The 25,654-nt window shown below is 60.6% G+C and carries 23 protein-coding genes and 1 riboswitch; of the genes, 12 read left to right on the top strand and 11 right to left on the bottom strand.

Annotated features, from left to right (window positions below; genetic code table 11):
* The first annotated feature begins 40 nt into the window (after nt 1-40).
* On the top strand, nt 41-331 hold the full coding sequence (locus AACQ43_RS16960; protein WP_016349308.1) for a YkgJ family cysteine cluster protein: 291 nt from the start codon (nt 41-43) through the stop codon (nt 329-331).
* Between the two features lie 170 nt (nt 332-501).
* Here AACQ43_RS16960 and AACQ43_RS16955 read toward each other — a convergent pair whose 3' ends face one another.
* Nucleotides 502-897: a hypothetical protein gene (locus tag AACQ43_RS16955; protein WP_146061927.1), complete on the bottom strand. Its 396-nt coding sequence runs from the start codon at nt 895-897 to the stop codon at nt 502-504.
* Between the two features lie 273 nt (nt 898-1,170).
* Between AACQ43_RS16955 and AACQ43_RS16950 the strand changes: the two genes are divergently transcribed.
* A complete protein-coding gene (locus AACQ43_RS16950; protein ID WP_168967971.1) occupies nt 1,171-2,568 on the top strand; it encodes a PepSY-associated TM helix domain-containing protein in 1,398 nt (465 codons plus the stop codon).
* Nucleotides 2,569-2,644: 76 nt separating this feature from the next.
* On the opposite strand, the gene AACQ43_RS16945 is transcribed toward AACQ43_RS16950, so the two are convergent.
* Nucleotides 2,645-2,860, bottom strand: coding sequence for a DUF6500 family protein (locus AACQ43_RS16945; RefSeq protein WP_016349305.1), 216 nt, complete (start codon nt 2,858-2,860; stop codon nt 2,645-2,647).
* A 106-nt stretch (nt 2,861-2,966) separates the two neighbouring features.
* Nucleotides 2,967-3,872 carry a 1,4-dihydroxy-2-naphthoate polyprenyltransferase gene (locus AACQ43_RS16940; protein WP_024943656.1) on the bottom strand — a complete coding sequence of 302 codons (906 nt, stop codon included), beginning with the start codon at nt 3,870-3,872 and terminating at the stop codon, nt 2,967-2,969.
* Nucleotides 3,873-4,079: 207 nt separating this feature from the next.
* Between AACQ43_RS16940 and AACQ43_RS16935 the strand changes: the two genes are divergently transcribed.
* The 7 genes from AACQ43_RS16935 (at nt 4,080) to AACQ43_RS16905 (ending at nt 12,687) form a co-directional block, all read left to right on the top strand.
* Complete coding sequence (locus AACQ43_RS16935; RefSeq protein ID WP_168967970.1) at nt 4,080-5,426, top strand: isochorismate synthase; 1,347 nt, start codon at nt 4,080-4,082, stop codon at nt 5,424-5,426.
* A gap of 34 nt (nt 5,427-5,460) precedes the next feature.
* A complete protein-coding gene (menD, locus tag AACQ43_RS16930) occupies nt 5,461-7,191 on the top strand; it encodes a 2-succinyl-5-enolpyruvyl-6-hydroxy-3-cyclohexene-1-carboxylic-acid synthase (RefSeq protein WP_168967969.1) in 1,731 nt (576 codons plus the stop codon).
* Complete coding sequence (gene menH / locus AACQ43_RS16925) at nt 7,181-7,951, top strand: 2-succinyl-6-hydroxy-2,4-cyclohexadiene-1-carboxylate synthase (RefSeq protein ID WP_168967968.1); 771 nt, start codon at nt 7,181-7,183, stop codon at nt 7,949-7,951. The genes menD and menH overlap by 11 nt, the downstream gene beginning before the upstream one ends.
* Entirely contained in the window at nt 7,944-8,804 is an 861-nt protein-coding gene (menB, locus tag AACQ43_RS16920; protein WP_039215084.1) for a 1,4-dihydroxy-2-naphthoyl-CoA synthase, read from the top strand. Before menH ends, menB begins: the two co-directional genes overlap by 8 nt.
* Entirely contained in the window at nt 8,804-9,733 is a 930-nt protein-coding gene (menC, locus tag AACQ43_RS16915; protein ID WP_168967967.1) for an o-succinylbenzoate synthase, read from the top strand. The genes menB and menC overlap by 1 nt, the downstream gene beginning before the upstream one ends.
* Nucleotides 9,734-9,743: 10 nt before the next feature.
* Nucleotides 9,744-11,150: a 2-succinylbenzoate--CoA ligase gene (locus AACQ43_RS16910; RefSeq protein ID WP_168967966.1), complete on the top strand. Its 1,407-nt coding sequence runs from the start codon at nt 9,744-9,746 to the stop codon at nt 11,148-11,150.
* Nucleotides 11,151-11,451: 301 nt separating this feature from the next.
* Nucleotides 11,452-12,687, top strand: coding sequence for a winged helix-turn-helix domain-containing protein (locus AACQ43_RS16905; protein WP_168967965.1), 1,236 nt, complete (start codon nt 11,452-11,454; stop codon nt 12,685-12,687).
* Nucleotides 12,688-12,689: 2 nt separating this feature from the next.
* On the opposite strand, the gene AACQ43_RS16900 is transcribed toward AACQ43_RS16905, so the two are convergent.
* From AACQ43_RS16900 to AACQ43_RS16875, 6 genes are all read right to left on the bottom strand, one after another.
* The gene (locus AACQ43_RS16900) at nt 12,690-13,229 is read right to left on the bottom strand and encodes a fimbrial protein (protein ID WP_168967964.1); all 540 of its coding nucleotides are present in this window, start codon (nt 13,227-13,229) and stop codon (nt 12,690-12,692) included.
* An 8-nt stretch (nt 13,230-13,237) separates the two neighbouring features.
* Complete coding sequence (locus tag AACQ43_RS16895; protein WP_017408912.1) at nt 13,238-14,263, bottom strand: fimbrial protein; 1,026 nt, start codon at nt 14,261-14,263, stop codon at nt 13,238-13,240.
* Nucleotides 14,264-14,265: 2 nt separating this feature from the next.
* Nucleotides 14,266-14,997, bottom strand: coding sequence for a fimbrial biogenesis chaperone (locus AACQ43_RS16890; RefSeq protein WP_168967963.1), 732 nt, complete (start codon nt 14,995-14,997; stop codon nt 14,266-14,268).
* Between the two features lie 10 nt (nt 14,998-15,007).
* The gene (locus AACQ43_RS16885; protein WP_168967962.1) at nt 15,008-17,542 is read right to left on the bottom strand and encodes a fimbria/pilus outer membrane usher protein; all 2,535 of its coding nucleotides are present in this window, start codon (nt 17,540-17,542) and stop codon (nt 15,008-15,010) included.
* Nucleotides 17,543-17,609: 67 nt separating this feature from the next.
* The gene (locus AACQ43_RS16880) at nt 17,610-17,999 is read right to left on the bottom strand and encodes a hypothetical protein (protein WP_168968086.1); all 390 of its coding nucleotides are present in this window, start codon (nt 17,997-17,999) and stop codon (nt 17,610-17,612) included.
* A 99-nt stretch (nt 18,000-18,098) separates the two neighbouring features.
* Nucleotides 18,099-18,641: a fimbrial protein gene (locus AACQ43_RS16875; RefSeq protein WP_076361601.1), complete on the bottom strand. Its 543-nt coding sequence runs from the start codon at nt 18,639-18,641 to the stop codon at nt 18,099-18,101.
* 927 nt (nt 18,642-19,568) lie between these two features.
* A riboswitch (cyclic di-GMP riboswitch) is annotated at nt 19,569-19,654 on the top strand.
* Between the two features lie 93 nt (nt 19,655-19,747).
* On the opposite strand from AACQ43_RS16875, the gene AACQ43_RS16870 reads away from it, so the two are divergent.
* The 3 genes from AACQ43_RS16870 to AACQ43_RS16860 all read left to right on the top strand — a co-directional run bounded on the left by AACQ43_RS16870 (nt 19,748) and on the right by AACQ43_RS16860 (nt 24,511).
* Complete coding sequence (locus AACQ43_RS16870; protein WP_168967961.1) at nt 19,748-20,071, top strand: fimbrial protein; 324 nt, start codon at nt 19,748-19,750, stop codon at nt 20,069-20,071.
* Nucleotides 20,072-20,571: 500 nt separating this feature from the next.
* Nucleotides 20,572-23,319, top strand: a complete 2,748-nt coding sequence (locus tag AACQ43_RS16865) for a collagenase (RefSeq protein ID WP_168967960.1) — start codon at nt 20,572-20,574, stop codon at nt 23,317-23,319.
* 211 nt (nt 23,320-23,530) lie between these two features.
* Nucleotides 23,531-24,511: a SanA/YdcF family protein gene (locus AACQ43_RS16860; protein WP_168967959.1), complete on the top strand. Its 981-nt coding sequence runs from the start codon at nt 23,531-23,533 to the stop codon at nt 24,509-24,511.
* A gap of 53 nt (nt 24,512-24,564) precedes the next feature.
* Here AACQ43_RS16860 and AACQ43_RS16855 read toward each other — a convergent pair whose 3' ends face one another.
* Together AACQ43_RS16855 and AACQ43_RS16850 are read right to left on the bottom strand one after the other, a co-directional pair.
* On the bottom strand, nt 24,565-25,179 hold the full coding sequence (locus AACQ43_RS16855) for a superoxide dismutase (protein ID WP_168967958.1): 615 nt from the start codon (nt 25,177-25,179) through the stop codon (nt 24,565-24,567).
* A gap of 21 nt (nt 25,180-25,200) precedes the next feature.
* The gene (locus AACQ43_RS16850; RefSeq protein WP_168968085.1) at nt 25,201-25,626 is read right to left on the bottom strand and encodes a hypothetical protein; all 426 of its coding nucleotides are present in this window, start codon (nt 25,624-25,626) and stop codon (nt 25,201-25,203) included.
* Between the last annotated feature and the right edge of the window lie 28 nt (nt 25,627-25,654).

Genomic DNA, 25,654 nt, shown 5'->3' with positions numbered 1-25,654 from the left:
TTTCATATTTATCCGTGCCCATGAAAACAAGGCAGATGCCATGACCCAGACAACCCGACCCGAAGTGAGCTGCCAGAACTGCGAAGCCTGCTGCTGCCGCCTCGAGGTGATGCTGTTTACCGATACCGGCGTACCGGATCGCTATGTGGAAGAGCGGGAAGGTGAAGTACCGGTGATGCACCGGCTGGAAGATGGCTGGTGCGCGGCGCTCGACCGCAACACCATGATGTGCCGCATCTACGAAGTCCGTCCCTTGATATGCCGTGAATTTGAAATGGGCGAGCCCGACTGCGTCGACGAGCGGGACAAGTGGTTTATCAAGCTCAACTGACCGATGGGCGAGCACTCGATCGCCCTCCCGCGATGATGTGCCGCATCTACGAAGTCCGTCCCTTGATATGCCGTGAATTTGAAATGGGTGAGCCGGACTGTATCGACGAGCGGGACAAGTGGTTTATCAAGCTCAATTGAGCTGCGGGTAATGATCAGCCTGCAGTACCGTCAGACCAGCCCGGCCAGTTGCCGTTCCAGCCACTGCAGTGCCTCGTCGGTCTGCTCGAAGTAGCGGACGCCCTGAAACGGCAAACCGCTGAACACCTGATCCGCCAGATACTGCTTGAAGCTGCCCGCCAGCACCACCGCCAGAAAGGCGCAACCGTTGCTGGCGCACCAGCCGAACTGGCGGCGAAAGCGGGCCAGCACCTCGGGGCCCGCCGCCTCGAACTCGGTCGCCACTTCGACGATCCCCCAGGGCGCGTCGCGCAGGCTGGCGATCTGCTGGCTGAACTGGGACTCATAGGCCATGGCCCCCGCCAGATTGAAAGGGCCGCTCGGTCGGCAGATCAGCACCTGACCTCGTCGCTGCATCTCGAAATGGCCGTGTGGTTGCAACTTCACCTCTGCCTCCTTCCCTGGATTCTTCGTAGTGCAAGCACCCTTTAATGTTGCCACAAGGTAAGGATTTATCTGCAAAAAGTCCATTCCGCCAGGCGCGAACCTGGATGTACTGCGTCACCGGTTGACCCACTGGCGGCCTGCTCAGCACGCCTTTGTCCGTCGCATCGACCAGCCCTCATGTTCTGTTGCAGTTAACAAAACGTTGCTGCTATCATCCGCGCGCCACCAACATTCCACCAACTGAAACGTTAACTCACGACGCAAGGAACAGAGATGAAAAATCGGGACGCGAACCACTATCAGCGCATCTGGCGCTGGCACTTCTATGCGGGTCTCTTCGTCGCCCCCTTCCTGATCCTGCTCTCGCTGACCGGGATCGTCTATCTGTTCAAGCCCCAGCTCGACAACCTGATGTATCCCGAGCTGATGAAGGTCGCCCCCGTCAGCCAGCCGCTCAGCGCCGATCAGCTGCTGGTCAAGGCGATGGCCGTCATGCCGGATGCCAGCCTGAGCAAGTACTTGCCACCGGTCAGCCCGGAGGCTAGCGCCCAGTTCATCGTCCGCCAGGGCGGTAGCGAGCTGACCCTGTTCCTCGATCCCGCCAGTGGCGCCCTGCTTGGCACCATGGACAACAAGTGGAATCTGCAGGCGGTGGCGCGCGCCCTGCACGCCGATCTGCTGCTCGGCACCAGCGGGGATCGGCTGATCGAGCTGGCCGCCGGCTGGGGCATAGTGCTGCTCATCAGCGGGCTCTATCTCTGGTGGCCACGCAAGGGGCCAGGGGTCGGCGGCATCCTGTGGCCGCGCTGGAGCCAGCGCGGGCGGCTCTGGTGGCGTGACCTGCACGCCGTGGTCGGTTTCTGGGGCGCCGGTTTCCTGCTGCTGCTGCTCTTGAGCGGCATGACCTGGACCGGTTTCTGGGGCGATCAGTTTGCCGCCGTCTGGAACCGCTTCCCGGCCGCCATGTGGAACGAGGTACCCAAGTCGGCGCCCCTGGCGCGCAGTCTCAACCATGCCCATCAACAGACAGTCCCCTGGGCGGTCGAGAACACCCCCATCCCCAGCTCGGCCGAGCCCAAGGCCCACGACCACAGCGCCATGGGTCACGGCGGCGAGCATGACGGCATGGTGATGGCGGAGCACCGCATCCCGCTGCAGCAGGTGGTCGACATCGCAACCGCGCGCCAAGTTACACCGGGCTACAGCATCACACCGCCTGCTGGTGAAACCGGCGTCTATACCATCGCCATCTTTGCCGATGATCCGCGCAACGATGCCACCCTGCACATCGATCAATACAGTGGCAAGGTGCTGGCCGACGTGCGCTGGCAAGACTACGGCCCGGTCGCTAAGACGGTGGAAACCGGCGTCATGCTGCACATGGGCAAGCTCTACGGCTGGCCGCACCAGCTGGCCATGCTGCTCATCTGCCTGCTGGTGTTGCTGAGCTCGGTGAGCGGGCTCTGGATCTGGTGGAGCCGTCGTCCCAGTGGTCGCCTCGCCGCCCCGCCATTGCCGGCCAGCCTGCCGCCCATGCGCGGCGCCATTGCCCTGCTGATCCTGCTCGGTATCTGCTTCCCGCTGGTGGGCGGCTCCATGCTGGTGATCTGGCTGCTGGACAGCCTGCTCTTCGCCCGCCGTCGAGCACCCCGGCTGGCACGGGTCAGCTAATCGACGGCCCGTGCCGCACCACATTGCTACTCAAGGAGGGCTCCCACACGGGAGCCCTCCTGCTTTCAGCGCGCCTTTACGCTTGCTCCACCAACTGGAGGATCTTCCTCGCCTTCTCGAAGTGATCGAGGCGCTGGGTCTGGATCCACCAGGTCGCCGCCTCCATCAGCAACTCGGGGTCATCGTTGCGGTTGGCAAAAAACGCATAGAAGGAGACGCCGACCGCCTCCCCCTTCTGCGCGATTTTCTGATGGCACACCTGGATGATTTTCTGTTTGAGCGAGTCGCGCATGGCGGCGTTCCGGCCTGATGAGTGATTGGCCGACCAGCATACCCCAACCAACAAAAAGGGCTCCCGTCCGGGAGCCCTTTTGCCTTGCCGATCACATGGCACCCAGTCAGGAGAGCGCCAGCCCGATGGAGAGCAGCAGGCTGTAGAGGAAGGCGCTGATGGCAGTCTTCTTGAGCGCACCGGTCAGCACCTCGCCATCGAAACTCTGGCGCAGGGTCTTGGCGGCATCGGTGAGCGGCTTCATGGCCGGCAGGAAGATCCAGGGCCAGAAACTGGCGGGCTGGGTCAGCAGGAAGGCGATGGTGGTCAGCAACGCCGCCCCCAGCAGTACCCAGTGGTAGGCGATGGCCCGGTTGCGACCGAGCCGCACCGCCAGGGTGATCTTGCCGCTGACCGCGTCGGTCTCGATGTCGCGCACGTTGTTGATGTTGAGCACCGCGGTGGCCAGCAGGCCGCAGGCGGTGGCCGGCAGCAGCAGATCCCACTGCAGGGTCTTGGTGAACAGGTAGTAGGAGCCGAGCACTCCCAGCAGGCCGAAGAACAGGAACACCGAGATGTCGCCGAAGCCGCGATAGCCGTAAGGAGTCTTGCCCACCGTGTAGGTGATGGCCGCGACGATGGCGGCGCCGCCGAGCAGCACGAAGGTGAGGATCTGCAGCCACTGATCGCCAAAAGCGCAGCCCAGCAGGGCGAGGCCGCTGACCACCGCGGCCAGCGCGGTCAGCGCCATGGCCACGCACATCTGCCGGCGGGTGATGAGGCCGGAAACCACGGCGCGCTGGGGGCCGATCCGTTCGCCATTGTCCGCCCCGGATACCGCATCCCCATAATCGTTGGCCAGATTGGAGAGGATCTGCAGCAGAATGGCGGTCAGCAGGGAGAGCGCCATGATGGTGCCGTCGAAGGCACCGCGGCTGGCCGCAAGCCCGGAACCCAGCAAAATGGAGGAGCACGCCAGCGGCAACGTTCGCAAACGCGCCGCCAGCAACCAAATAGATAAGGTATTTGTCATATTGTGATGGCCAAACAATCAGATATTGATCGTGTTAAGGGTTATCGAACCGGATTTCGGTATACTTGGCCCCTCGGGAGGCAGCTCCCCGGGCGATTTACATGGACGAATGGGCAGATAATATATAGGAATAATCGCTCCTTTGGCATAAACCAACGGCATCCTTCTGCAGGATGGACCGTCACTATCGGCTCATAGACGAAATCCATGTTGGCTCAGACCCATATCAAGCAACAACTGGACGCCCTGCGTCACGGCAATGCCTGCGGCTTTGTGCGGCTGCGCGTAGCCATCGAGGTCGGCTCCTTTCTGGGCTGGCTCGCGGCGCAGACCCTCTATCCCCGTATCTATTGGCATGCCAGAGGACAAGAGCGTCCCGAATACGTGGCGCTGGGTTGTCTGCGCGATCTGAGCGAGCCCCAGGCGATCCGCCAGGTCTGCGAACAGACCAGCCAGCCCCATGACGACAGCCCCCGCTACTATGGCGGACTGGCGTTCGACCCCACCCAGCACGGCTGGCAGGGGTTCGGCCCCTGCCGCTTCGTGCTGCCCCGCATCGAGCTGGTGCGCCGTGGCGAGTGCGTCACCCTCTGCCTCAACCTCTGGTTGCCGGAGCAGACCGACAGCGACGCCTTCGAGGCCGAACTGCAGGCCGCCGCCGCCGCCCTCGACGCCCTTCGGCCGGAAGCCCCTCTGACGCCGCTGACCCGTCATTCATGGCAGCGGGAAGATTGCCCGAGCCAGCCGCAGTGGCAAACCCTGGTCGAGCAGGTCACCGCCCCCGACTTCCAGGCCCACACCCCCAAGGTAGTGCTGTCGCGCCAGAGCCGGCTCACCCATGACGGTGCGACGCGCACGGCCGACCCGCAGGCCGTCGCCCCCTGGTCGCTGCTGGCCAGCTGGGCACAGCACGGCCAGGACTGCTTTCACTTCGGCTTCCAGTTTTCGCCCGAGCAGAGCTTCATCGCCTGCTCCCCCGAGCGGCTCTATCGCCGCGAACATCAACACCTCTTCACCGAGGCGCTGGCGGGCACCATTCGCCGTTCCGGCGACGAGGCAACCGACGCGGCACTGGCCGCCGAGCTGCTGGCCGACAGCAAGAACCGGCTGGAAAACCGGCTGGTGCACGCCGACATCCTCAGCCGGCTGGCGCCGCTCACCACAGATGCCACCCTGACCGAGCCGCGCATTCTCAAACTGCGGCTGCTGCAGCACCTCAAGTGCGACATCGAGGCCGAGCTCAAGCCCGGCGTCTGCGACTGGCAACTGCTGGAGGCGCTGCACCCCACCCCCGCGGTGGGCGGTGCCCCGCGCGAGGCGGCGCTGGCCTTCATCCGCGAGCGCGAGCCCTATGATCGCGGCTGGTATGCCGGCGCCTGCGGCATGCTGAGCCGGGAGACCTCGGAGTTCTCGGTCGCCATCCGCAGCGCCCGCATCACGGCGCAGGCCATCACCCTGTTTGCCGGCGCCGGTATCGTCGCGGGTTCCGAGCCTGCCGCCGAGTGGGCCGAACTCGACAACAAGATCGCCAACGTGCTCTCCCTGCTGGGATAGCGTTTTCTCACCGTTTCCTCATTGCGAGAGCCTCATGTCCGCGCGCCAAGAGTTTGCCAGCCACCATGCCACCTTCAACCACGTCTGGTCTTCCCTCTTGCTGGAGGAGCTCTTTCGCCTCGGCGTGCGCGACATCGCGCTGGCCTCCGGCTCGCGCTCGGCGCCGCTCACCATGGCAGCCGCCGCCCACCCCGGCTTTCGCCGCCATCTGCACTTTGACGAGCGCGGCCTCGGCTTCATGGCGCTGGGGCTGGCCAAGGGCAGCGGCCGCCCGGTGGCGGTGATCATGACCTCGGGCACCGCAGTGGCCAACCTCTGGCCGGCGGTGGCCGAGGCCCAGCTCACCGGCGTGCCGCTCATCATTCTCTCTGCCGACCGGCCACCCGAGCTCATCGACAACGGGGCCAACCAGGCCATCGACCAGCAGGGGATCTTCGGCCGCTACCCCGTCTATCAGCAGAACCTGCCGAGCCCCACTGCCACCATCCCGGCCGCCTTCGTGCTGAGCTCGGTGGATCAGGCGCTGGCCCAGCAGGCGCGCACGCCTGGGCCGGTGCACTTCAACTGCATGTACCCCGAGCCCCTCTATCCGGGCGACGCCTATCTGGACTTCTCCGCCTACCTGGCCCCCCTCGGCGACTGGCTCCGCTCGTCCGAGCCCTGGAGCCCCTGGCAACTGGCGCAGGCCCCCTGCTCGTGTCAGCCCGACTGGGACGAGCTGCAGGGCAAGCGCGGCCTCATCGTCGCCGGCCGCATTCAGGATCCAGTTCAGGCCAAGGCGGTCGCCGCCCTGGCCGAGCGGCTCGGCTGGCCTCTGCTGGCTGACCTGCAGAGTCAACTGCGCTTCGATGGTCGCAACCTGGTGCACGCCGATCTCGCCCTGCAATACAGCGGCTTCGTGGCCGAACTGGCCCGGGCCGAGGTGCTGCTGCAATTTGGCGCCCGCCTCATCTCCAAGCGGCTCGGCCAGTTCATCAAGCAGCAGCCCTGGCAGTCATACTGGCTCATCGACCCGCAGCCAGCCCGGCTCGACCCGGACTACCGGCTGCGCCGCCGCCTGCTGTGCGAACCCGCCGCCTTTGCCGCCACCCATCCGGTGGCGCACCCACACCTGCCCTGGCACCGGCTGGCGGAGCGCCAGCAGGCCGTGAGCCAGCAGGTGCGCAGCGCCTGCGAGCGTTTCTCCGAGCTCGGGGTGTGCCACCGCCTGAACCAGCTGATCAGGGGCCAGCTGTTTGTCGGCAACAGCATGCCGGCCCGGCTGATGGACATGCTCGGCGAGGCGGGCAAGGGCCCCAGCCGGGTGATGACCAACCGCGGCGCCTCTGGCATCGACGGCCTCATCGCCACCGCCTACGGCTTCGCGCAATCGGTCGGATCGGGCAGCAATGAGCCCACCACCCTGCTTCTCGGCGATCTCAGCGCCCTGCACGATCTCAACAGCCTGGCGCTGCTTGGCAAATCGAGCCGGCCGCTGGTGGTGATCCTGCTCAACAACGATGGCGGCAGCATCTTTCGCATGCTGCCGGTGCCGACCCAGGACGCGCTGCTGGAGACCTACTACTGCCTGCCCCACGGCCTGCACTTCGAACACGCCGCCGCCATGTTCGGTCTCCACTACCGGGCGCCGGCCACCCTCGCCGACTTTGAACGGGATTACGCCGCCGCGCTGGAAAAGGGGGTAACGCTGATTGAAATCAAGGTCCCCAGCAGCGAAGTCGCCGAGGATCTGAAGGCACTGGGAAGCGCGATCCGTGGCAGCTAGTGTCGACCAGCCGACGCTGGTGCTGCTGCACGGCCTGCTCGGCGATGCCAACGACTGGCAACCCGTGCAGGCGGCCCTGGCCGGCCTCCCCAGCCTGGCGCTGGATCTGCCGGGCCACGGCAGCAACCAGGCAGTGCGGGTAGCGGGTTTCGAGCAGGCCCATCGCTGGCTGTGCGACGAGCTGGCCGCACGTGGCATCGATCGCTACCAACTGGCGGGCTATTCGCTGGGCGGGCGGCTCGCCCTCTATCACGCCAGCCAGGCGCCGGCTGGGCTGTTGGCCCTGCTGCTGGAGAACTGCCACCCCGGCCTGCCACCGGCAGAGCGGCCCGCCCGCCTCGCCCACGATGAGGGCTGGGCCCGGCGCTTCGAGCAGGATCCCCTGGCCGCCGTGCTGGCCGACTGGTATCGGCAGGGGGTGTTCGCCGATCTGGGCGAGGATGCCCGCGCCCGCCAGATAGCCCGCCGCCTCGGCAACGACGGCAAGGCCGTGGCCGCCATGCTGCGGGCCACCTCCCTGGGCCAGCAGCCGGATCTCGGCCCCTGGCTGGCGCAAGGTGCGCTGCCGGTCACCTACGTGAGCGGCACGCGGGATCACAAATTCCATCAGCTGGCTTGCCTCATGGCGAGTCAGCATCGCAAAATCAACCACTTGGAGCTGGATGGCGGCCACAATCTGCATGCCCACCAGCCTGAGACTTTTGCCCGGCTCCTCGCGGAGTGGGTCAACCAACAACAAGAAGAGAAGCGTCATGATTGAAGCAATGACTGAAGCGGAACTCTATGCCCCCGTCGAGTGGCGTGATTGCTCCGCCGGTTACGAGGATATCCTCTATCACAAGTCCGACGATGGCATTGCCAAGATCACCATCAACCGCCCCCAGGTACGCAACGCCTTCCGCCCCCGCACCGTCAAAGAGATGCTGCAGGCGCTGGCCGATGCCCGCTACGACGATCAGGTCGGCACCATCATCCTGACCGGCTTTGGCGAGAAGGCCTTCTGTGCCGGCGGTGACCAGAAGATCCGTGGCGACTACGGTGGCTACCGCGATGACGAGGGGACCCATCACCTCAACGTGCTCGACTTCCAGCGCGACATCCGCACCTGTCCGAAACCCGTGGTGGCCATGGTGGCCGGCTACGCGGTCGGTGGCGGCCACGTGCTGCACATGATGTGCGACCTGACCATCGCTGCCGACAACGCCCAGTTTGGCCAGACCGGTCCGAAAGTGGGCTCCTTTGACGGCGGTTGGGGGGCCTCCTACATGGCGCGCATCGTCGGCCAGAAGAAAGCCCGCGAAATCTGGTTCCTCTGCCGCATGTACGATGCCAAGCAAGCCCTCGACATGGGGCTGGTCAACACCGTCGTGCCGCTGGCGGAGCTGGAGCGTGAAACCGTGCGCTGGTGCCGCGAGATGCTGCAGAACAGCCCGATGGCGCTGCGCTGCCTGAAGGCTGCCCTCAACGCCGACTGCGACGGCCAGGCTGGCTTGCAGGAGCTGGCGGGGAATGCCACCATGCTGTTCTACATGACCGAAGAGGGTCAGGAAGGGCGCAACGCGTTCAACGAGAAACGCCGTCCCGACTTCTCCAAATACAAGCGGAATCCCTGATGACACTCGCTCTCTATCGCTACCAACTGCCTTTTACCCAGCCACTGACCTTTCACGGCAAGGTGGAGGTGGCGCGAGAGGGCCTGTTGGTCCGTGTTGACGATGGCTGGGGGGAAATCGCCCCCCTGCCCGGCTTCTCCCGCGAGAGCCTGGCCGAGGCGCAAGCCGAAGCCATCGCCTGTCTGGAGCAGCTGGCGACGGGGCAGGAGATCGCCCCGCAGCTCCCTTCGGTGCAATTCGGGCTGGACTGCGCCCGCCGCTGCTGGCCTGCCCAGACCACCCCGCTGCCGGAGCCTTATCCACTTATCCAGGGCTCCCCCCAGGAGCTGCTCAAGCACTGGAAGAACTGGCTGCACAAGACCCCCAGCAAGGCCAAGCTGAAAGTGGCCCGTTACCCCATGCGCGACGAGCTGGCGCTGATCCGCCTGCTGTGCGACCGCATCCCTACCCTCAAGCTGGTGCTGGACGCCAACCAGGGCTGGACCCGCGAGGAGGCCTGGGCCTTCTGCGGCCATCTGGATCCAAACCGGATCGAGTACCTGGAAGACCCTTGCGCCGACTTTGCCGACATCGCCTTTGTGGCCAATCGCACCGGCATGCCGGTGGCCATCGACGAGCTGCTGGCCCAGGGCAAGCCGTGGGAGCCCATCCCCCAGCTGCGCGCCCTGGTGCTCAAGCCGACCCTGCTCGGCTCCCTGGCCCACTGCGAGGCGCTGGTTGCCCGCGCTTGCGAGCTGCGCCTCAAGGTGATCGTCTCCTCCTGCTTCGAATCCGGCCTCGGCCTGAACCAGCTGTTTCATCTGGCGGGCGAATGGGCGCCGGATCAGGCCCCAGGCCTGGATACCCGGCGCTGGCTGGCCGCCGATCTGCTGGACGCGACCGGCAAACCCGACCTGAGCCTGCTGGAGCCCCTGTTTCACCGTGATTGAAGGGGCCTGCATGCCACCGCTATCTGACCATCACCACCCTCAACAACCCTGCCCGGTGCGTCACTGGGCGAGGTCCGCCCCGAACCGCATCGCCATTCACGCCGCCGACCCGCTCACCTATCAACAGCTGGATGCCAGACTCAACGGCCTGTGCCGGCAACTGGCGCTGGCGGGCCTGCAGGCCGGTGATCGCCTCGCCGCCGTGGTACGCGGCGCCCTGCCCGACCTGTTGCTGGCCTGGGCCTGCGTGCGCAGCGGCATCGTCTTCTGCCCGCTCAATCCAGCCTTTCCATTGGCGCGGCAAGCGGAGCTGGCCACCCTGCTCGTTGTCAGGGCCTGCTGGTCGGCAGGCGAAATCCCGACCGGCAACTGGCAGCCACTGCGGCTCGACTTCACCCATGAGTTGGCGGCGGACGAGGGCGACTGCATGCTGGATCCTGCCCGGCTCAACAACATGATCCTCACCTCGGGGTCCAGCGGCACGCCCAAGGCCGTGGTACACCAGCTGGCCAATCATCTGGCCTCGGCGCGGGGCTCGGCCACCGTGATCCCGCTCGACGCCGAGTGCGGCTGGCTGCTCTCCCTGCCGCTGTTCCATGTCGGCGGTTACGCCATCCTGTTTAGGGTCTTTCTGGCGGGCGCTGCTCTGGTGCTGGACGATCGCCGCCGCCCGCTCAGGGAGCGGCTCGAGCAGCAACCCATCACCCATCTCTCCCTGGTGCCGACCCAGCTCTGGCGGCTGCTGGCGGAGGGCTTCGATCCCGCCCGTACCCGGCTGCGCGAGCTGCTGCTCGGCGGCGCCGCCATTCCCCAGCCCCTGGTGAACCGGCTGAGCGCCATGGGGCTGGTGCCCAAGGTGAGCTACGGCCTCTCCGAGATGGGCAGCCAGGTCTGCACCGGTCGGCCATCTACCGCCGGTGTGGTGGGCAAGGCGCTGCCGGGACGGGAGGTCTGCATCCAGCAGGGGGAGATCTGCGTACGCGGTGACACCCTGTTTGCGGGCTACTTCAAACAAGGTGGGCTAGAGCGGCCGCTCGATGAGGCAGGCTGGTTCCATACCCGTGACAAGGGGCATTTCACCGCAGATGGCAAACTGGTGGTGGAGGGGCGGCTCGACAACCTCTTCATCTCCGGGGGCGAAAACATCCAGCCCGAGGCCATAGAGCAGCGACTGGTGGATCACCCCGCCGTGGCGCAGGCGCTGGTGGTGCCGGTGCCGAGCGATGAGTGGGGGCAGAGGCCGGCCGCCTTCATCGACTGGCATGGCGCACCTGTGCCCCCTGCCGAGCTGGCGGCCTGGATCCGGCAGGCCCTGCCCGGTTTCATGGTGCCGGACCAGTGGCACCCCTGGCCCGATCTGGGCGGTCACCTCAAGCCGCAGCGCAGGCAATATCAGAATATTCTTAATGCGCAATAATCACTCCTGCGACAGGATTTGGCATGCAGGAGTCATCCAAATACGCACATTATTCGAAAGAAAATGCTGGCGGTGTCAAAATCTCCCTCGCGGGCAGGAGTAAGTGAGAACGATTACATAAATGGCTATTTTTTTGCACGTTTTTTGAACTGAATGAATTGCCTGTAGTACCATATCCGCCATCATGCATTTCAATGGAAAGGTAACCGCTTGATAGTTAAAGATATTGTCAATTTAGCATTATTTGAACAAAGACTGCATGGTGGTAAAATGCTCTCCTTGGCAGTAAGGCGAGTCACACATGAGTAACAAAAATTATAAAATTGCAGAGGAGATATTTTTCTCCGCGGCAATATTCCGACTCTCTAAGGGAGAAAAGGACATCAAGCTCAGCAACAAAGAAGCCGAGCTGCTCGAAATGCTGTGTGATGAGGCAGGCAGTGTCATTCCTAGAAGCAAACTGCAAGATGCCTTGTGGCCAAACCAGGACAATACAGATACCAACCTGAACCGGCAGATCCTCTCATTGAGAAGAAAGCTGGAATCATTCGGTTTGATGGATGCGATCGATACTATTCCACGTGTGGGATATATCTTTTGTGCCCCTATTGAGGCTGCTGGAGAGACCGAAGAAGCAGCCCCAAATGAAGAAACGCAAGCGGCGATCCCTTCTCATGTGCCTCAGGCCAGACGGCAATATACTCGCCGCAAATATGACCGCTATTTCAGCCCAAAGCGTATTCTACTGTTTGCGCTACTGCTGGTCTCACTGACTTCACTGGCCATCGTCATCTATAACTATGCGACGGCAAATACGCTGCGGACCATCAATCTCAGCCAGATTTCCCTCTATATGACCAGCGAGACGGAAAAGGCGCTGAATGTGAAAATCGATTCGCTGTCACCCTTGATACAGCGTATTTCACGCAAGGCGGATGAACAGGTTTCCATTCTGGTTGGCAAAGAAGCCATCAGCTATTTTTCCATCGACAATAACAGCAGGAAATTATCAGAGAACGTCTTTCTGCTGCGCAGCGGTCACCCTGTGGCTGAAGAAGTGCAATGTGTGATCACCACCATGACCCAGCAGGGAGACAATGTTTCCCACAACTATTACCACAACCCTGACACCACGGTCCGATATCACAGAAATTGTCAGGCGCCGGACAACTGGGTGGAGATGACCAGAAAGAGCAGATTTATTGTTACCATGAACAGGGAAATAGTGGTGGCAACCGTAATCGCCACCGATAATCAGGGAAAGACTCTGTTCAATCTCGATTCTGTCGGGGATCTGGAAAGGGATGATGGCGATATTTCGGTCGAGGTAAAAAATACCATCGTCAATTTCATTGATCAGCAGGCGCTGACCAGCAATGGCATGGTGGCAACTCTGGTGGCGGCACTGACGCCCCCCAAACAAACGGCACAATTTATTCAGCTGCCTGGCGGCATTTATCTCTCCAATTATCTGGGTGGCGTCATCACCTGGCCCAGCCTCGGCAACTCAAAGGTCGTCCAACGCAACGACCTCTGAGTTTATTCATAAGCCACGATGAAATTGGCCACAGCGGTATAATCACCGGGCTGAATATTCTTGGCCGCCAGCGCGTCCGGGTGCCCTTCCACCCGGGCAGAGAATTGCAGTTCATTCTCTGTCGTGCCGCCCAACAGATAGCCACGGGAGGGCGTTCCCAGCGTCAAGGGGGACTGGGTCACGTCATACAAACGGATGCCGGCACCCTTGGCGGAGCCTGCCGAAAACGCCAGACCGCCGCTGAGCTGGGTATCCTGCGAACCGGTAAAGGTCACCTTGGCCATGTGGAAGATCCCGGGCTTGCAGTTGGTCAGGCGGATGACAAAGGGCACCTGAGCCCCGGTCCCGTTGGCATAGAGTTCCCTGACATCGACCACACCCATGTCCACTGCCTGATCGAGCGACTCTGGGGCAATCACACACGGTTGATCGATGATACGGCCATGGAGATGGAGATCCCCTCCAAGCAGTTCAAGGTCATCGGCAGCAGCACTGACCCACAGCGGGAGTATCAACAACCCCAAACAGCCTAAGCGCAACATATCGACTCCTACTGGAATGAAGCAACGATGGTACCGGTTGCATAGAAATCACCGGCAGCAACGTCAGCACCGGCAGGACTTATCGGAGCGGCAATGAAACCCCAGTCACCGATATTCCCCTGCATGGAAACCGGATACCAATCATTCAGATTCAGTGTCGAGCCATCCAGCTGTTTGAATTTGATGCCAAGATTATTGATAACATCACCGCCTTTATATCCATCTCGTGTAGTTCTTAGATAGTTCTGGCTAAACGAGGTCGGTTTGCCAGAAATGGCGAGATTTATCTTCAATGATGAACTTTGATCAAATACCCCACCACTGCACACGAAGTTAAGTGGTACAGTTTTCTCAAAATTGTTGCCATCCAACCCTGTACCAGGTAAATCACCGAATTCAACCTCGATCGTCTGTCCTCCGTTGATTGTGCATTTTTCTGGCACATACAACACCGAGGACTTGATAACGATTCTGGACATGACCTCGTTATTGAATCCTGAATCCGTTCTGCCCAAACGACCAAACATCTCGACTATTTCATGGTCGTCGATTTGCACGCCATTGATGATGGGTTTACGAACGCGAAACGTCACAATTCCCTTGCTACCACTTCTAAAACCAAAATCTGCAGAGCCCTTGCTCTTGTAGCAGGTAAACTGACCCTGATTGGATTCTTCAGTAAAAGGGGCAGTAACATACGCCCGACGATTACCTTCAATCCAGATATCAACCTTGAGATCCAAAAACTCATTTAACTTGACAAATCCACCACCAACACTGGGTAACCCTGCACTCATTACAGCCTTGTAATAAATAGGTTGATTTCTAATATCCTGATCTGGACAAAATGCCGTACCAGGATAAGTACCATTCAAATCCCACTTGAACTCTTTTTTTGCACCTACCTCGTTAAGGATGTCTTCCTTTTTAAGCTCAATATCATAGGTTTTTGTGGCAGCCCTAACTTCACCATTGATAGCCAATGCCGGCATGGACAAGAACATGATACCGAGTACACCCGTACGCAATATCATCTTTATCTCTCCTTCACGGCTTTACAGGCATTGCCTGTGCACTGGTATTTGATATCCATATATCCGCCGTAGTCATTGACGTAGCTGATCACAAACTCATTGCCCAGGGTTTCCGGGATGGTGACCGTCTGCTCTGACTTGGGGGCAACCATAAAGGCGGAGAAACCCTTGATGGTGGTCCGCTCCTTGCCCTGCGGATGGCCGAGGCCCACGTAGGTGATGTAGTAAGGCGTCGGGTTGTTGACCTTGAGGGCCTTGCCCTGCTTGGTGATCAGCACCTGATCCTGCCAGATGGCACCACGTGCGGGCAGGATGGCCTCGGGGCGGTAGAACAGCTTGATCTTGGACTGCACGGCAATCTGCATCACGTTGCTCTTCTCGCTCTTGGGCGGGATCTCGCGCAGATTGAAGTAGTAGATCGACTCGCGATCCTTGGGCAGGCTGTCGATGGCCGGCACACTGGCGATGCGCACGATGGACTTCTGGTTGGCATCCACCCGCTGTACCGGCGGCAGCACCACGAAGGGAGAAGTGATCTTCTGGCCCTGGGCATCTTCAATCCAGGCCTGCGCCAGGTAGGGCAGCTTCTGGTTCTCGTTCTTGATGTTGAGGCTGATGGACTTGGCACCGCCCGGATAGACGGCGCGAGTACGGTCCAGCACGATGGCAGCGCTGACGTTGAGCGAGGTCATGCCCAGCACGGCCAGACAGGTATAAGAGAGCAGCTTTTTCATCGGTATCCCATTACTTGCAAGTGAGAGTCTTCATCGACAGATCGGTTACTTGTTGCGGTGCCACTATCTTGCACTGGCGGGCCCCGCCCCATGAGAGTTCAAACGCTTCATTCGGTTTCACCCCGGTCAGATAGACCAGGCCATCTTCATCCACCACCGAGAGCACCCGTCCGGAATCCTTGACGACGGTGGCGCCAAACGGCGGCACTGAGCCATCAGGCAGTTTGACGTTGGCCAGCAGCTTGAACCCTTCGGCGATTTCGAAGGCATTATACCCAATTGCGCCCTCGGTCAGGGTCCCCTGCTTGATGGCGTTCATCGCATCAATGTCATCGCTCAGCTGATCCACGTCCACCCGGGTATCGCTCTTGCGATAGTCGGTCATGTCACTGATCACCGCGACGCCAAAGCGGTTGGTCACGGCGCGGCCATTGTTGAAGGAGACGCCGGAGGTCTTGTCGGTATCCACCATCATGCGGGTACCGCCACGACGGGTCGCCTGGTGCAAGGCCGCACCGTGCTGAGTGGCCGTCAAGCCGCCACGCAGGCTGGCCCCGACCGAGGTATATTCGCTCTGCACGCTGTAGGCATTGAGGCTGACCGCCCCGATGTCGCTGTTATGGTTGTAGTAACCCCGCGCCACGGCGTGGCCGTTGCTCTGCACGCCCGCCCCCAGCTGATAGGTATCATCGGGCCGGCTGTAATCCTGATAGGTGGCCAGATGGGTGACCTTGCCATTGGAGGACTGCACGCTATATCCCGCGCTCTTTCTGTCCCCGATCGGCATGCTCAGGGTCAGCATGACACTCTTGTCATCCTCGTAGTTCTCGGTCTTGGTCTTGTAGGCCGACACATAGACGGAGACATCCTTGAAGCTGCCGATGTTCACGTTCTTGTTGATGGAGAGGCCGTAGCGATCCTCTGCCTCGTGATCCCAATAGGTTCTGTGGGTGTAGTCCAGATAGACAGTCAGCGCCTTGGCCGCATCTTCCGCCCAGAAGGTCTTGTTGGCGGTGATGGTATAGAGCTCCTTGTCACCCCAGGTGTTGTAGTCATCGCTCGAGGTCGTGGTGTTGTTCTCCAGCCGATCCTTGTTGCTCAGGAACTGCGACATGGTCATGAAGTTGTGCTGGGAGAAGCGATAACCGGCGAAGGTGATCGAGCTGTTGTATTCATCAAACTGCTTGGCGTAGTTCACCCGCACCGACTGGCCAATCTTGGTGGAAAGGCCGGGCAACTTGGCGATGGACTGGGTCAGGTCGGCCGAGATGGCACCGAATGCATAGAGATCGCGACCGATACCGAGCCCCATGGAGTTGTATTCACCCGCAACCAGGCTGCCACCGTACAGCGACCAGGAGTTGGCCACCCCCCAGGAGAAATCACCGGTCACAAAGGCAGGGCCGTGCACATCGTGCACCGAATCCGTCTGCTCGGAAGGCGCACCCACCGCCAGGTTGTATCGGACGTAACCGGGACGGGTCAGATAGGGGACGGTCGCGGTGTCTACCTGGAACGAGCTGACACTGCCATCCTGCTCCTCCACCCGCACGTCGAGACGACCGCGCACCGAACTGTCCAGCCCCTGGATGCGAAACGGACCGGCCGGCACGTTGGTCTCATAGATGATCCGGCCGGACTGGGAGATGGTGACCTTGGCGTTGGTCTTGGCGATGCCGCTCACTTCCGGCGCATAGCCCTGCAGGCTCGGCGGCAACATGCGCTCGTCATTGGCCAGGTTGACGCCGGTATAACGGAAGCCGTCGATCAGCTGGGAGTTGAGCTGCTGCTCGCCCACCGTCAGCTTGGCAGCCATGTCGGTCAAGGGGCGATAGGCATAGATACGGTTCAGCTCGGTCGATGTCCGTTCATTGTCGCCCCAGTAAGAGCTGGCCTGATAGTCGCCCCGCAGACGCCAGGCGCCGTAGTTGAACCCTAGCGTACCGTAACTGCTGATGTTGCTATTGGAGTAACCATCCCCTTCGTTGACCTGGGCGTTGATGTTGTAATCCAGCATCATCCCCGGGATCCCCTCATCCCACTGTTCGGGCGGAATCCAGTTCGGATCGCTGTATTTCATCCACGCCTGAGGCACGGCGATGCGCAGCAAGCCGTTACCTATGTCATTGGAGATCACCACACCGTCCAGCGCCAGCAGGTTGGCACACTGGCCATCGTGCCAGGTATCGATCTTGGCGATGGCCTCGTCGGTCAGCGCCAGCTTGGGGATAACTTCTTGCGGCAGGCAGGCCACCCCACCCTTTCCCTTGCCGGTGTCAGTCTCGTAGAAAGGGATCTTCTGCAGGGGCAGCTTGTTCTTGTTGACCTCGATTTCGAGGTAGTAGTCGCCGGGCAGGATGTAACCTTCGTCGGCAAACTGGGAGAGGTCGATCTTGGTCCGTTCGTCCAGATCGAGCGCATCAATATTAAACTCCGTTTCTGCCCATGCGTGATTTGCCACCGCCATCAGGCCGGGCACGCATAGCATAAAAGCCATTTTTGAATAATGTTTTTTTCTCACAGAGTCTGATGTTGAAACGCTCATATTTTCACTCTAGGAATTGCATAACGGTCTCACGTAATGAGGTATCTACACTAAGCAATTGGCTTGCTTACATATAATTGAGTTCAAACAGTGTCGTACTGTCCGGAAAAAACAGCTGACTACTGGTAAGCCCCAAATTGAATTCCAAATCACTGTTGACGATATCCGAAACAATAAAATGCTCGCCGGATACCTTGTGATATTGGCCGTTGTTGAGAATGCCGAGCTCATCGCTCATGGCACCGCGTACGGACATGGAAATAAAAGGCAGTGATGCCTCCGTCGCCCCCTCGACCTGACAGCCGCTGATTTTCAGCGTGCCTGGTTGCTGAGCCTGCAGCGGAATGCTGCGCAGCACCTCCAGCGTACAACCCGATTCGGCCAGTCCATCCGTGCGTTCGTTGGCGTGGACTGATCCCGCCATCATCACCAGCTGCAGCGCCATGGCTGCCATCATTGAAGTTTTCATGATCAAGGTTCGATGTGAGGAGACAGAATGTGTGAGGTTGTGGTGGCTCGCACCACCACAACCCTGATCACACGTTAAGGCACTCTATTACTCGTAGGAGAGAGTAAAGTTGGTTACTGCAGTGAAAGCGCCGGCTTTCAGCGGGTTGGTGGTCTGATCGGCATAACCTTTCAGTACGGCGCTGAAGGGCAGCTCGTTGTCACCGTTGACCAGGCTGAAAGCGGCAGTCGGGGTACCCAGTACGATCGCGGCACCACCCGGAGCGGTCATCTTGATACCGGCACCAGCGGCGTCACCACCACCGATAACCAGCAGGCTGGAATCTACCGGGTCTTTGGCGCCGCTGAAGGTCACCTTGACGGCATCTTCCTTGTCGGAGATTTCACAGTTCAGCAGCTTGATGCTGAACGGCTTGGAGTTGGACTCGCCACCGCTGGCCAGCTCTTTGGTGCTGATCTGACCCATTTCAACTACTTGATCAACAGACTCAGGAGCAACGGAGCAAGGAGCGTTGATGATTTCACCATTGAAGGTGACTTTGCCTGAACCAGCGCCACCGGCAGCAACAGCGGAGCCGCACAGCAGGATGGAACCAACACCCATAGCAACCAAAATCTTGTTAGCTTTCATTAGTTTATACCTACATTAACGTGTGTTGTACTGCATCACTCCAATCATGCTGGAGTCACGATCTTCAGTGATGCCGCGATATACAGCACAGCAACTGCTGGTGCTCGACCTCTCATTAAGCCGGTGAGAGGTCATGCCAATAATCAGCTGTGCCTTTTAAGGTTTATTTAAATAAGCAAAAGCAGCACACCGCTCAGGGGCAGTTCCCGCTACACCTCATCTGCACAACTACATACATCCCTGTCGTCTGTGCAGAAAGCCGTGTTCCGCTTTTGCTTGACGAACAAGTTAACGACTCATTTGATGCGCATCAAATACATTTTGATTTATATAAATTATTTTATAAACATTTAAAAAACAATAACTTAAGTGAGCGCCAAAACATGTTAAGATATCATGAAATAAATAACATTCATATAAAGCACATCTATCTCAATATTGTCAGACAGTGAATTTAAAATCACTCACAGCAAATTAACAAAAACACAACCAAAATAACCTGAGAGTATTTGATAATAGTTATCACCCACTTCGTAAACCGCCTCAAAAGAGGTAATCAGGTAATCAGGTAATCAGGTAATCAGGTAATCAGGTAATCAGGTAATCAGGTAATCAGGTAATCAGGTAATCAGGTAATCATTTTAACCCATTGGGCCTGGAGGGAAGTTGATATATCTGCTCTTACCACCTTCCGGTGTGACCTTGATTTTAATTCACCGGATGGCAGTCATGCATGTTCACTACAGAACAAGGCTTCATCGAAAGCCAGTTGAAAATAATGATGGAAAAGATCTGATATGCACCACCAAATATGGGCCAAACCATATATCTCCTGTCACAACCATATATAAAATATTATTTGTGACTGATATCCCACACTTTTTGATGGCGATTGATTTCTCAAAGTGGGATGTTATCATCTAAACATAGAGTAAAGGGCAAACCGGTCGAAAGGTCGGGACGCAAAGCCACCGGTCTAAGGGTTCATAACCTAAGACAGCGGAGCTGCCATCTGAGAAGAGCGATGTCATCAGTTGTATCTGTGTCATTCTCTTTGATTGCGTTGCCCTTTTCGTACAACGACACGTGACGAAAAGGACATTAAAATGAACACTTCTACCGCTTCCGTACGCAACAGCGCCATCCGTTTCGCCTCTTCTGCCGCCGTAGCCATGCTGCTTGGTGCCGCCTTGCTGCCAGCCACTGCCTCAGCCGCCGACGGCACCGTCACCTTCACCGGTACCATCTATGAAGCCCCCTGCGACTTCGCCGACAACAGTGTGACCTGCTATTCCGGCACCCAGCGCCAGACCATGGATCTGGCCAGCCTGCAGCAAGCCGGCAGCCTCAATACCATCAGCAGCACCATGCAGTACAAGCTGTCTGCTGGCAGCAGCAACATGGCCATCGTGACCGTCAGCTACCTCTAACTGCGTCATGCCAGCCGTCCGCCCGGGGTTGTTCATTACCTCGGGCGGATCTGTTCGCCTTTGGAAAGATGAACCCGACAGCCTCCCCTAGGCTGTCATTGTTAACACCCGCTCACCATCCACCAATCCCCCACCCGTTTTCTCGATTCCCATACCGACTGCCGCCCGGTGGCTTCTCACTACAACATCCTGCTTTATCCTGCTTTCTGCTCAGGCAGATCAGTACTTTCTATTGCTGCCAACCAGCTTGCGACTGTCGTATTCCCGTCTGGTAAAAGAACCTCAAACGAGACTTTGATCACAGCTGCCAGGCTTAGGCTGAGAGCCCCCCCAGATGGCAGATGAGTCCTTGCTATCAGTAGAGCCCCCAATGGGGCTTATTTCGTTTTGATTTAATCTAAATAAATGATTTATATGGCCTGACTGGTGGGTTGATATCCTTTTGGGGCTGATTAGATTGCAGACGTCAATCACGCAGACAATCAATCAAAGGGATAAAAATGAACAATCTGGGTACCAGGTTGCTGCTGCTGGCAGCACCGAGCCTGTTTGCCACTTCGGCGCTGGCCAACTACTCCCCCTCCGACTGGCAACAGTATCAACTCAACGGTGAATCCAGCCGTCAGCTAGGGGAGCGTCTCACCGAAGTGACCTACGAGCTGAGCGCCCGCAGCGGCGACGCCTCTTATCAGCAGCTGAGGGTGTATCGCCGCTTCGACTGGAGCGATGCCAACCTGGCCGCGCTGGCAGAACAGCAGTGCGGCGAGCCGCAGCTCAAGATCGAACAGGGCTGGCAGATCCGCTACCTCAGCTGTGAAGAGGTGGTGCCGGCCGGCAAGGCCGTCCCGGCCAGCAGCTATGACTATGGCTACGGCATGAAGCAGGGCCGCTGGGAGCCGCTGGCAGGCACCCCGACCGCGCCGCGTCAGGATCGTCTGCCGCTGGCGGAGCGGGTCATCCTGGGTCATAGCGAGCAGGAGCTGGATCGCTGCGAGCTCAACGCCGAAGGTCGCTGCGCCGAGCAGGCATGGCAGTACCAGCCGCAAAACTGGCAGCAATTGAAGGTGCTGGAAGAGACCCCCAATGAACGGGATGGCCGTCTCGAGCAGATCTTCTTCCGCCTGCAGCCCATCGCGGGCAGCCAGGCCGCCAAGCAGGTGAGCGAGCTGCACGTCTGGCGCCAGTACACCTGGTTGCTGGAACAGGCCAAGACCCAGCAGGAGTGCGATGAACCCCAGACCCGTCAGGAAGGGGACAAGACCATCAGCTATCGGGTGTGCCGTCAGACCCTGCCCGCCGGCAGCGAAGTGCAGGTGGTCTTGAAGGACACCGGCTATCAATACCCGGTGGGGGGCAGCGAATGGCAGACCCTGCCGGAGACAACCGAGTGGCAAGAGAGCCGGGTGCTCAACCGCCCCATCGTGCTGGCCAGCAAGGAAGAGCAGCTCGACTGTCGTCGTGTCGACGGCCGCGCCTGCTCCGAGCCGGATCTGCCGGGCACCGAGCTGCTGGATGCCGAAGCGGCCAAGATAGTGCAGGATGCCAGTGGCCAGCCCGCACCGGTCTGGCAGGAGAACTATGGTCACGATGACACCAAGCTGCTGGCCGTGTCGCGCGGCATCCAGAGCCTGCTGGCGGCCAATCAGCCGGCCCATCCGGCCATGAAGCTGCTGCTGGAATACGTGCGAGCCCACAACTACCACAACTACGGCAAGCACAAGGAAGACGGCCCGGCCGCCGCCGAGGCGCTGGCCGAGGCATTGACCGCGCTGGGTGCCCATCCGCTGCTCTTCCCGGAGCAGGCCAGCGACGAAGTAGGCGCCGTCATGGGTGCCTGGAGCATCGCCCTGCACGGCCAGTTCAAGAGCCCGGCAGTGCAGAGCCGTTTTGGCACCCTGCTCGGCGAGTTCAACCAGATGCTGGCCTACAGCACCCGCCATGCCAGCGAGATCAACGGTCAGCACGCCTGGGCAACCGGCCTGTTCGATCTGCTCAACTTCCTCGACTTCGCCAGCGACTACAGCGACCCCTTCGCCAACGACTTCCGCCAGCAGGATGGCGAGCTGCGCAAGCAGCTGCACGCCCTCGGCATGAGCGAACTCGCGTTGTGGCAAGGAAGGGATGGCGCCGATCTGTTCCTGCTCAACAACGTGCTGGATGCCTACACCCGCCTCTACCGGGTCGCCCGCTATACCCGCCCGGACGAGCTCGACGGCTACCGCAAGCTGCTGGATGACTCCGTCATCGCACTGGTTCGCCACCACGACCTGATCCCTGGTGGTCAGCAGAGTCAGGACCTGCTGGAAGACATGTCACTGACCCTCTCCACCTATTACCTGACCTACACGGACCGCACCAGCGAAGCCTGCATCAGCGGTGACTTCGCCGGGCTCTGCACCCCTGTCCGGGTGGAGGACGTGCTGCCGTTCGAGCACACCTGCTCGCCGACCCTGCGCCTGCGGGCCCAGGATCTGACCATGAGCCAGGCCGAGGGGATCTGCCGTGAACTGGGTGCCGAAGAGCAGCAGTTCCACCAGCAGATGGAGACCGGCTGGCAGCCGGTGGCGGACGATCACAACGAGGCGCTGGAACTGGTGGTCTTCAACTCCTCCGCCGACTGGAAACGCTACGGCAGTGCCCTGTTCGGCGGCGTCTCCACCGACAACGGCGGTATCTACCTCGAAGGGGATCCGGCTCGCCCCGGCAACCAGGCCCGCTTCTTCGCCTACGAGGCGGAGTGGAAGCGCCCTGCGTTCCAGGTGTGGAACCTGCGCCACGAGTACGTGCACTACCTGGACGGCCGCTTCAACCAGTACGGCAGCTTCGGCCACTACCCGCTCAACCGCACCACCTGGTGGTCGGAAGGGCTGGCGGAGTTCATCGCCCACGGCCAGTGCTTCGCCCGCGGTCTGGACAACGTCACCGGCCGTCCAGCCAGCGATCGTCCGGCCCTGGCCGACATCCTGCACCTGGATTACGACAAGGGCGGCGAGATGGTCTACTCCTGGTCCTACACGGTGCACCGCTTCCTGAACGAGACCGGTCGCGGCGCCAGCTGGCTGGCCATGGCCCAGGCCCTGCGCAACCCGGATCAACAGCAGGCCATGAGCGCCTTCGAAGCCGAGCTGGACCAGCTGATTGCCAATGACAGCGAGGCCTACCAGCAGTGGCTCGGCCGCGAGCTGCTGCCCTGGTGGGAAGCCAACAAGGACTCCGACGAGTGCAAGGCCAACGACTCCTCCCACTGAGGACGAGACGGCTATGACAAGGGGCGGCCATGGCCGCCCCTTCTTATGAACGATTTTAATCGGCTCAGGATCAAGCAGTTAGCCGACCGCTCCCTGCGACAGCCTCTGCCCGAGTGACGTCTTCGGCGGTCATCAAGCCTGACGTACGACGGCAACTTGTAATAGAATGACCCTCTGTCACCTCTTACTTCAGACCCGAACCGCACCGCGCATGAAGAAGTTTGCCAAGATCCTGCTCGCCTGCCTCTGCCTGTTGCTGGCCTCCGTCGCCACACTGCTGGGCTACAGCGAGTGGACCGTCTCGGACGCCCGTCACTACACCTACGACGACGTCAACGCGGTGCCCTACAACCGAGTCGCCCTGGTGCTCGGCACCTCCAAGTACCTGATTGGCGGCAGCCCGAACCACTACTTCAAGTACCGGATCAAGGCCGCCGCCGAGCTCTACAACAACGGCAAGGTGGACTACATCCTGGTTTCCGGCGACAACGCCACCGTGCAGTACAACGAGCCGCGCCAGATGCGGCGAGCCCTGATCCAGGCCGGCATCCCGGCCAACGCCATCTACAGCGACTACGCCGGCTTTCGGACCCTGGACTCCATCGTGCGAGCCAAGGAGGTGTTCGGTCAGGCCCACTTCACCGTGGTCTCGCAGGCCTTTCACAACGAGCGCGCCATCTTCATCGCCCGCCATTTCGGCATCGAGGCGGTCGGCTTCAACGCCGTGGATCCCAGCGCCTATCAGGGCATCAAGACCCGGGTGCGCGAGGTGTTCGCCCGCCTGATGGGGCTGCTCGACCTCTACGTGCTGGACAAGGGTCCCAAGTTCCTCGGCGAGCCCATCGTCATCGGCGGCCCGGTCCCCTGCCAGGCGTTGAGCACCATAGGCGCGAGCCAGCCCTGCCTGCCCATTGCACCGCCCCCTCATAAGCCGAAGGCCAAACCGGCAGCGGCAGTGAGCGCGGCAACCGCCACCAGTGCGGCGGCTGCAACCAGCGGAGCCTTGGCCACCAGCGCCGCCGTGCCGAGCGAAGCTACGCCCGTGAATAATCCAGCTGCCGCCAGTGCGGCAACGCCAGCCAGCGGTGCCTCGGTCACCAGCGCAGCCGTGCCGAGCGAGGCACCCCCCGTGGATAATCCGGCTGCCGCCAGCGCAGCGGCAGCAACCAGCAGCGCGCCGACCCCTCAATAGCAGAGACCCGCCAACAGGCGGGTCTCTTTCATTGGGCTCGGCATTTCCGGCGATCAGGCCAGCGCCGCCACGTAACGCCGCGCCACCTCGTTCCAGTCGATCACGTTGTAAAACGCGGCTATGTAGTCGGGACGCTTGTTCTGGTACTTGAGGTAGTAGGCGTGCTCCCACACATCCAGCCCCAAAATGGGCACCAGCCCATCCTGCAGGGGGCTGTCCTGGTTGGCGCTGCTCACTACCTGCAGCTTGCCGATCTGATCGACCACCAGCCAGGCCCAGCCGCTGCCAAAACGGCTCAGCGCCGCCTGGGTAAAGGCCTGTTTGAAGGCCTCCAGCCCGCCCAGGTCCCGATCGATCGCCGCGGCCAGCTCGCCGTCCGGCTCGCCACCACCCTGCGGACTCATCACCTGCCAGAACAGGCTGTGGTTTGCGTGACCGCCGCCGTGATTGCGCACCGCCCCCTGCACCTTGCCAGGCAGGCTGTCGAAGCGGGCAAGCAGCTCCTCCACCGGCAGCGCCGCCAGCTCGGGGAGATCGGCCAGGGCGGCATTGAGGTTGTTGATGTAGGCCTGATGGTGACGGCTGTGATGGATCTCCATGGTCAGCGCATCGATGTGGGGTTCCAGCGCGTCATAGGCATAGGCAAGGGCTGGCAGGGTATGGCTCATGGTCACCTCTGTTTATTGTGATTAATGCAGTTGGCGGGCGGACCCGGTCTGGCACAGGCACTGGCCGAGGCAGCGGCGGATACCGTCGTGGTTGCCGTGTTTGCGCAGGAAGGCGAGCAGCTCGGCATGGGTGCTGCGGGTATGGCGCAGGGCCGCATCCCGCAAAGGAGCGGGACTGGCCGGCGACTGGCTGGTGGCGAGCAGGCAGTCGTGGATGTGGCACAGCAGGTCGGCAGCCCGCTCCGGCCGCGCCATGGCGATCAGCAGATCCGCCAGATTGTGGTGGGCCACCACCAGCGCGGCGACCGCCTCGTCCACGTCGTGCCAGCCGGCAAACTGCTGGCGGGCCAGCCACAGCGCCTGCTGATAGCAGGAGAGCGCCTTGCCGTGCTCACCGGCATCGAAGTGGCGATTGCCGCTCATGGTCTGCACCTTCCAGTGCACCATGCTGCTGTCGCTCTCCTCCGTCCCCACC

The sequence above is a fragment of the Aeromonas sp. DNRA1 genome (assembly GCF_963888745.1).
Taxonomy (GTDB): Bacteria; Pseudomonadota; Gammaproteobacteria; order Enterobacterales; family Aeromonadaceae; genus Aeromonas; species Aeromonas hydrophila.
This window is presented reverse-complemented; position numbering and strand designations above follow the sequence as displayed.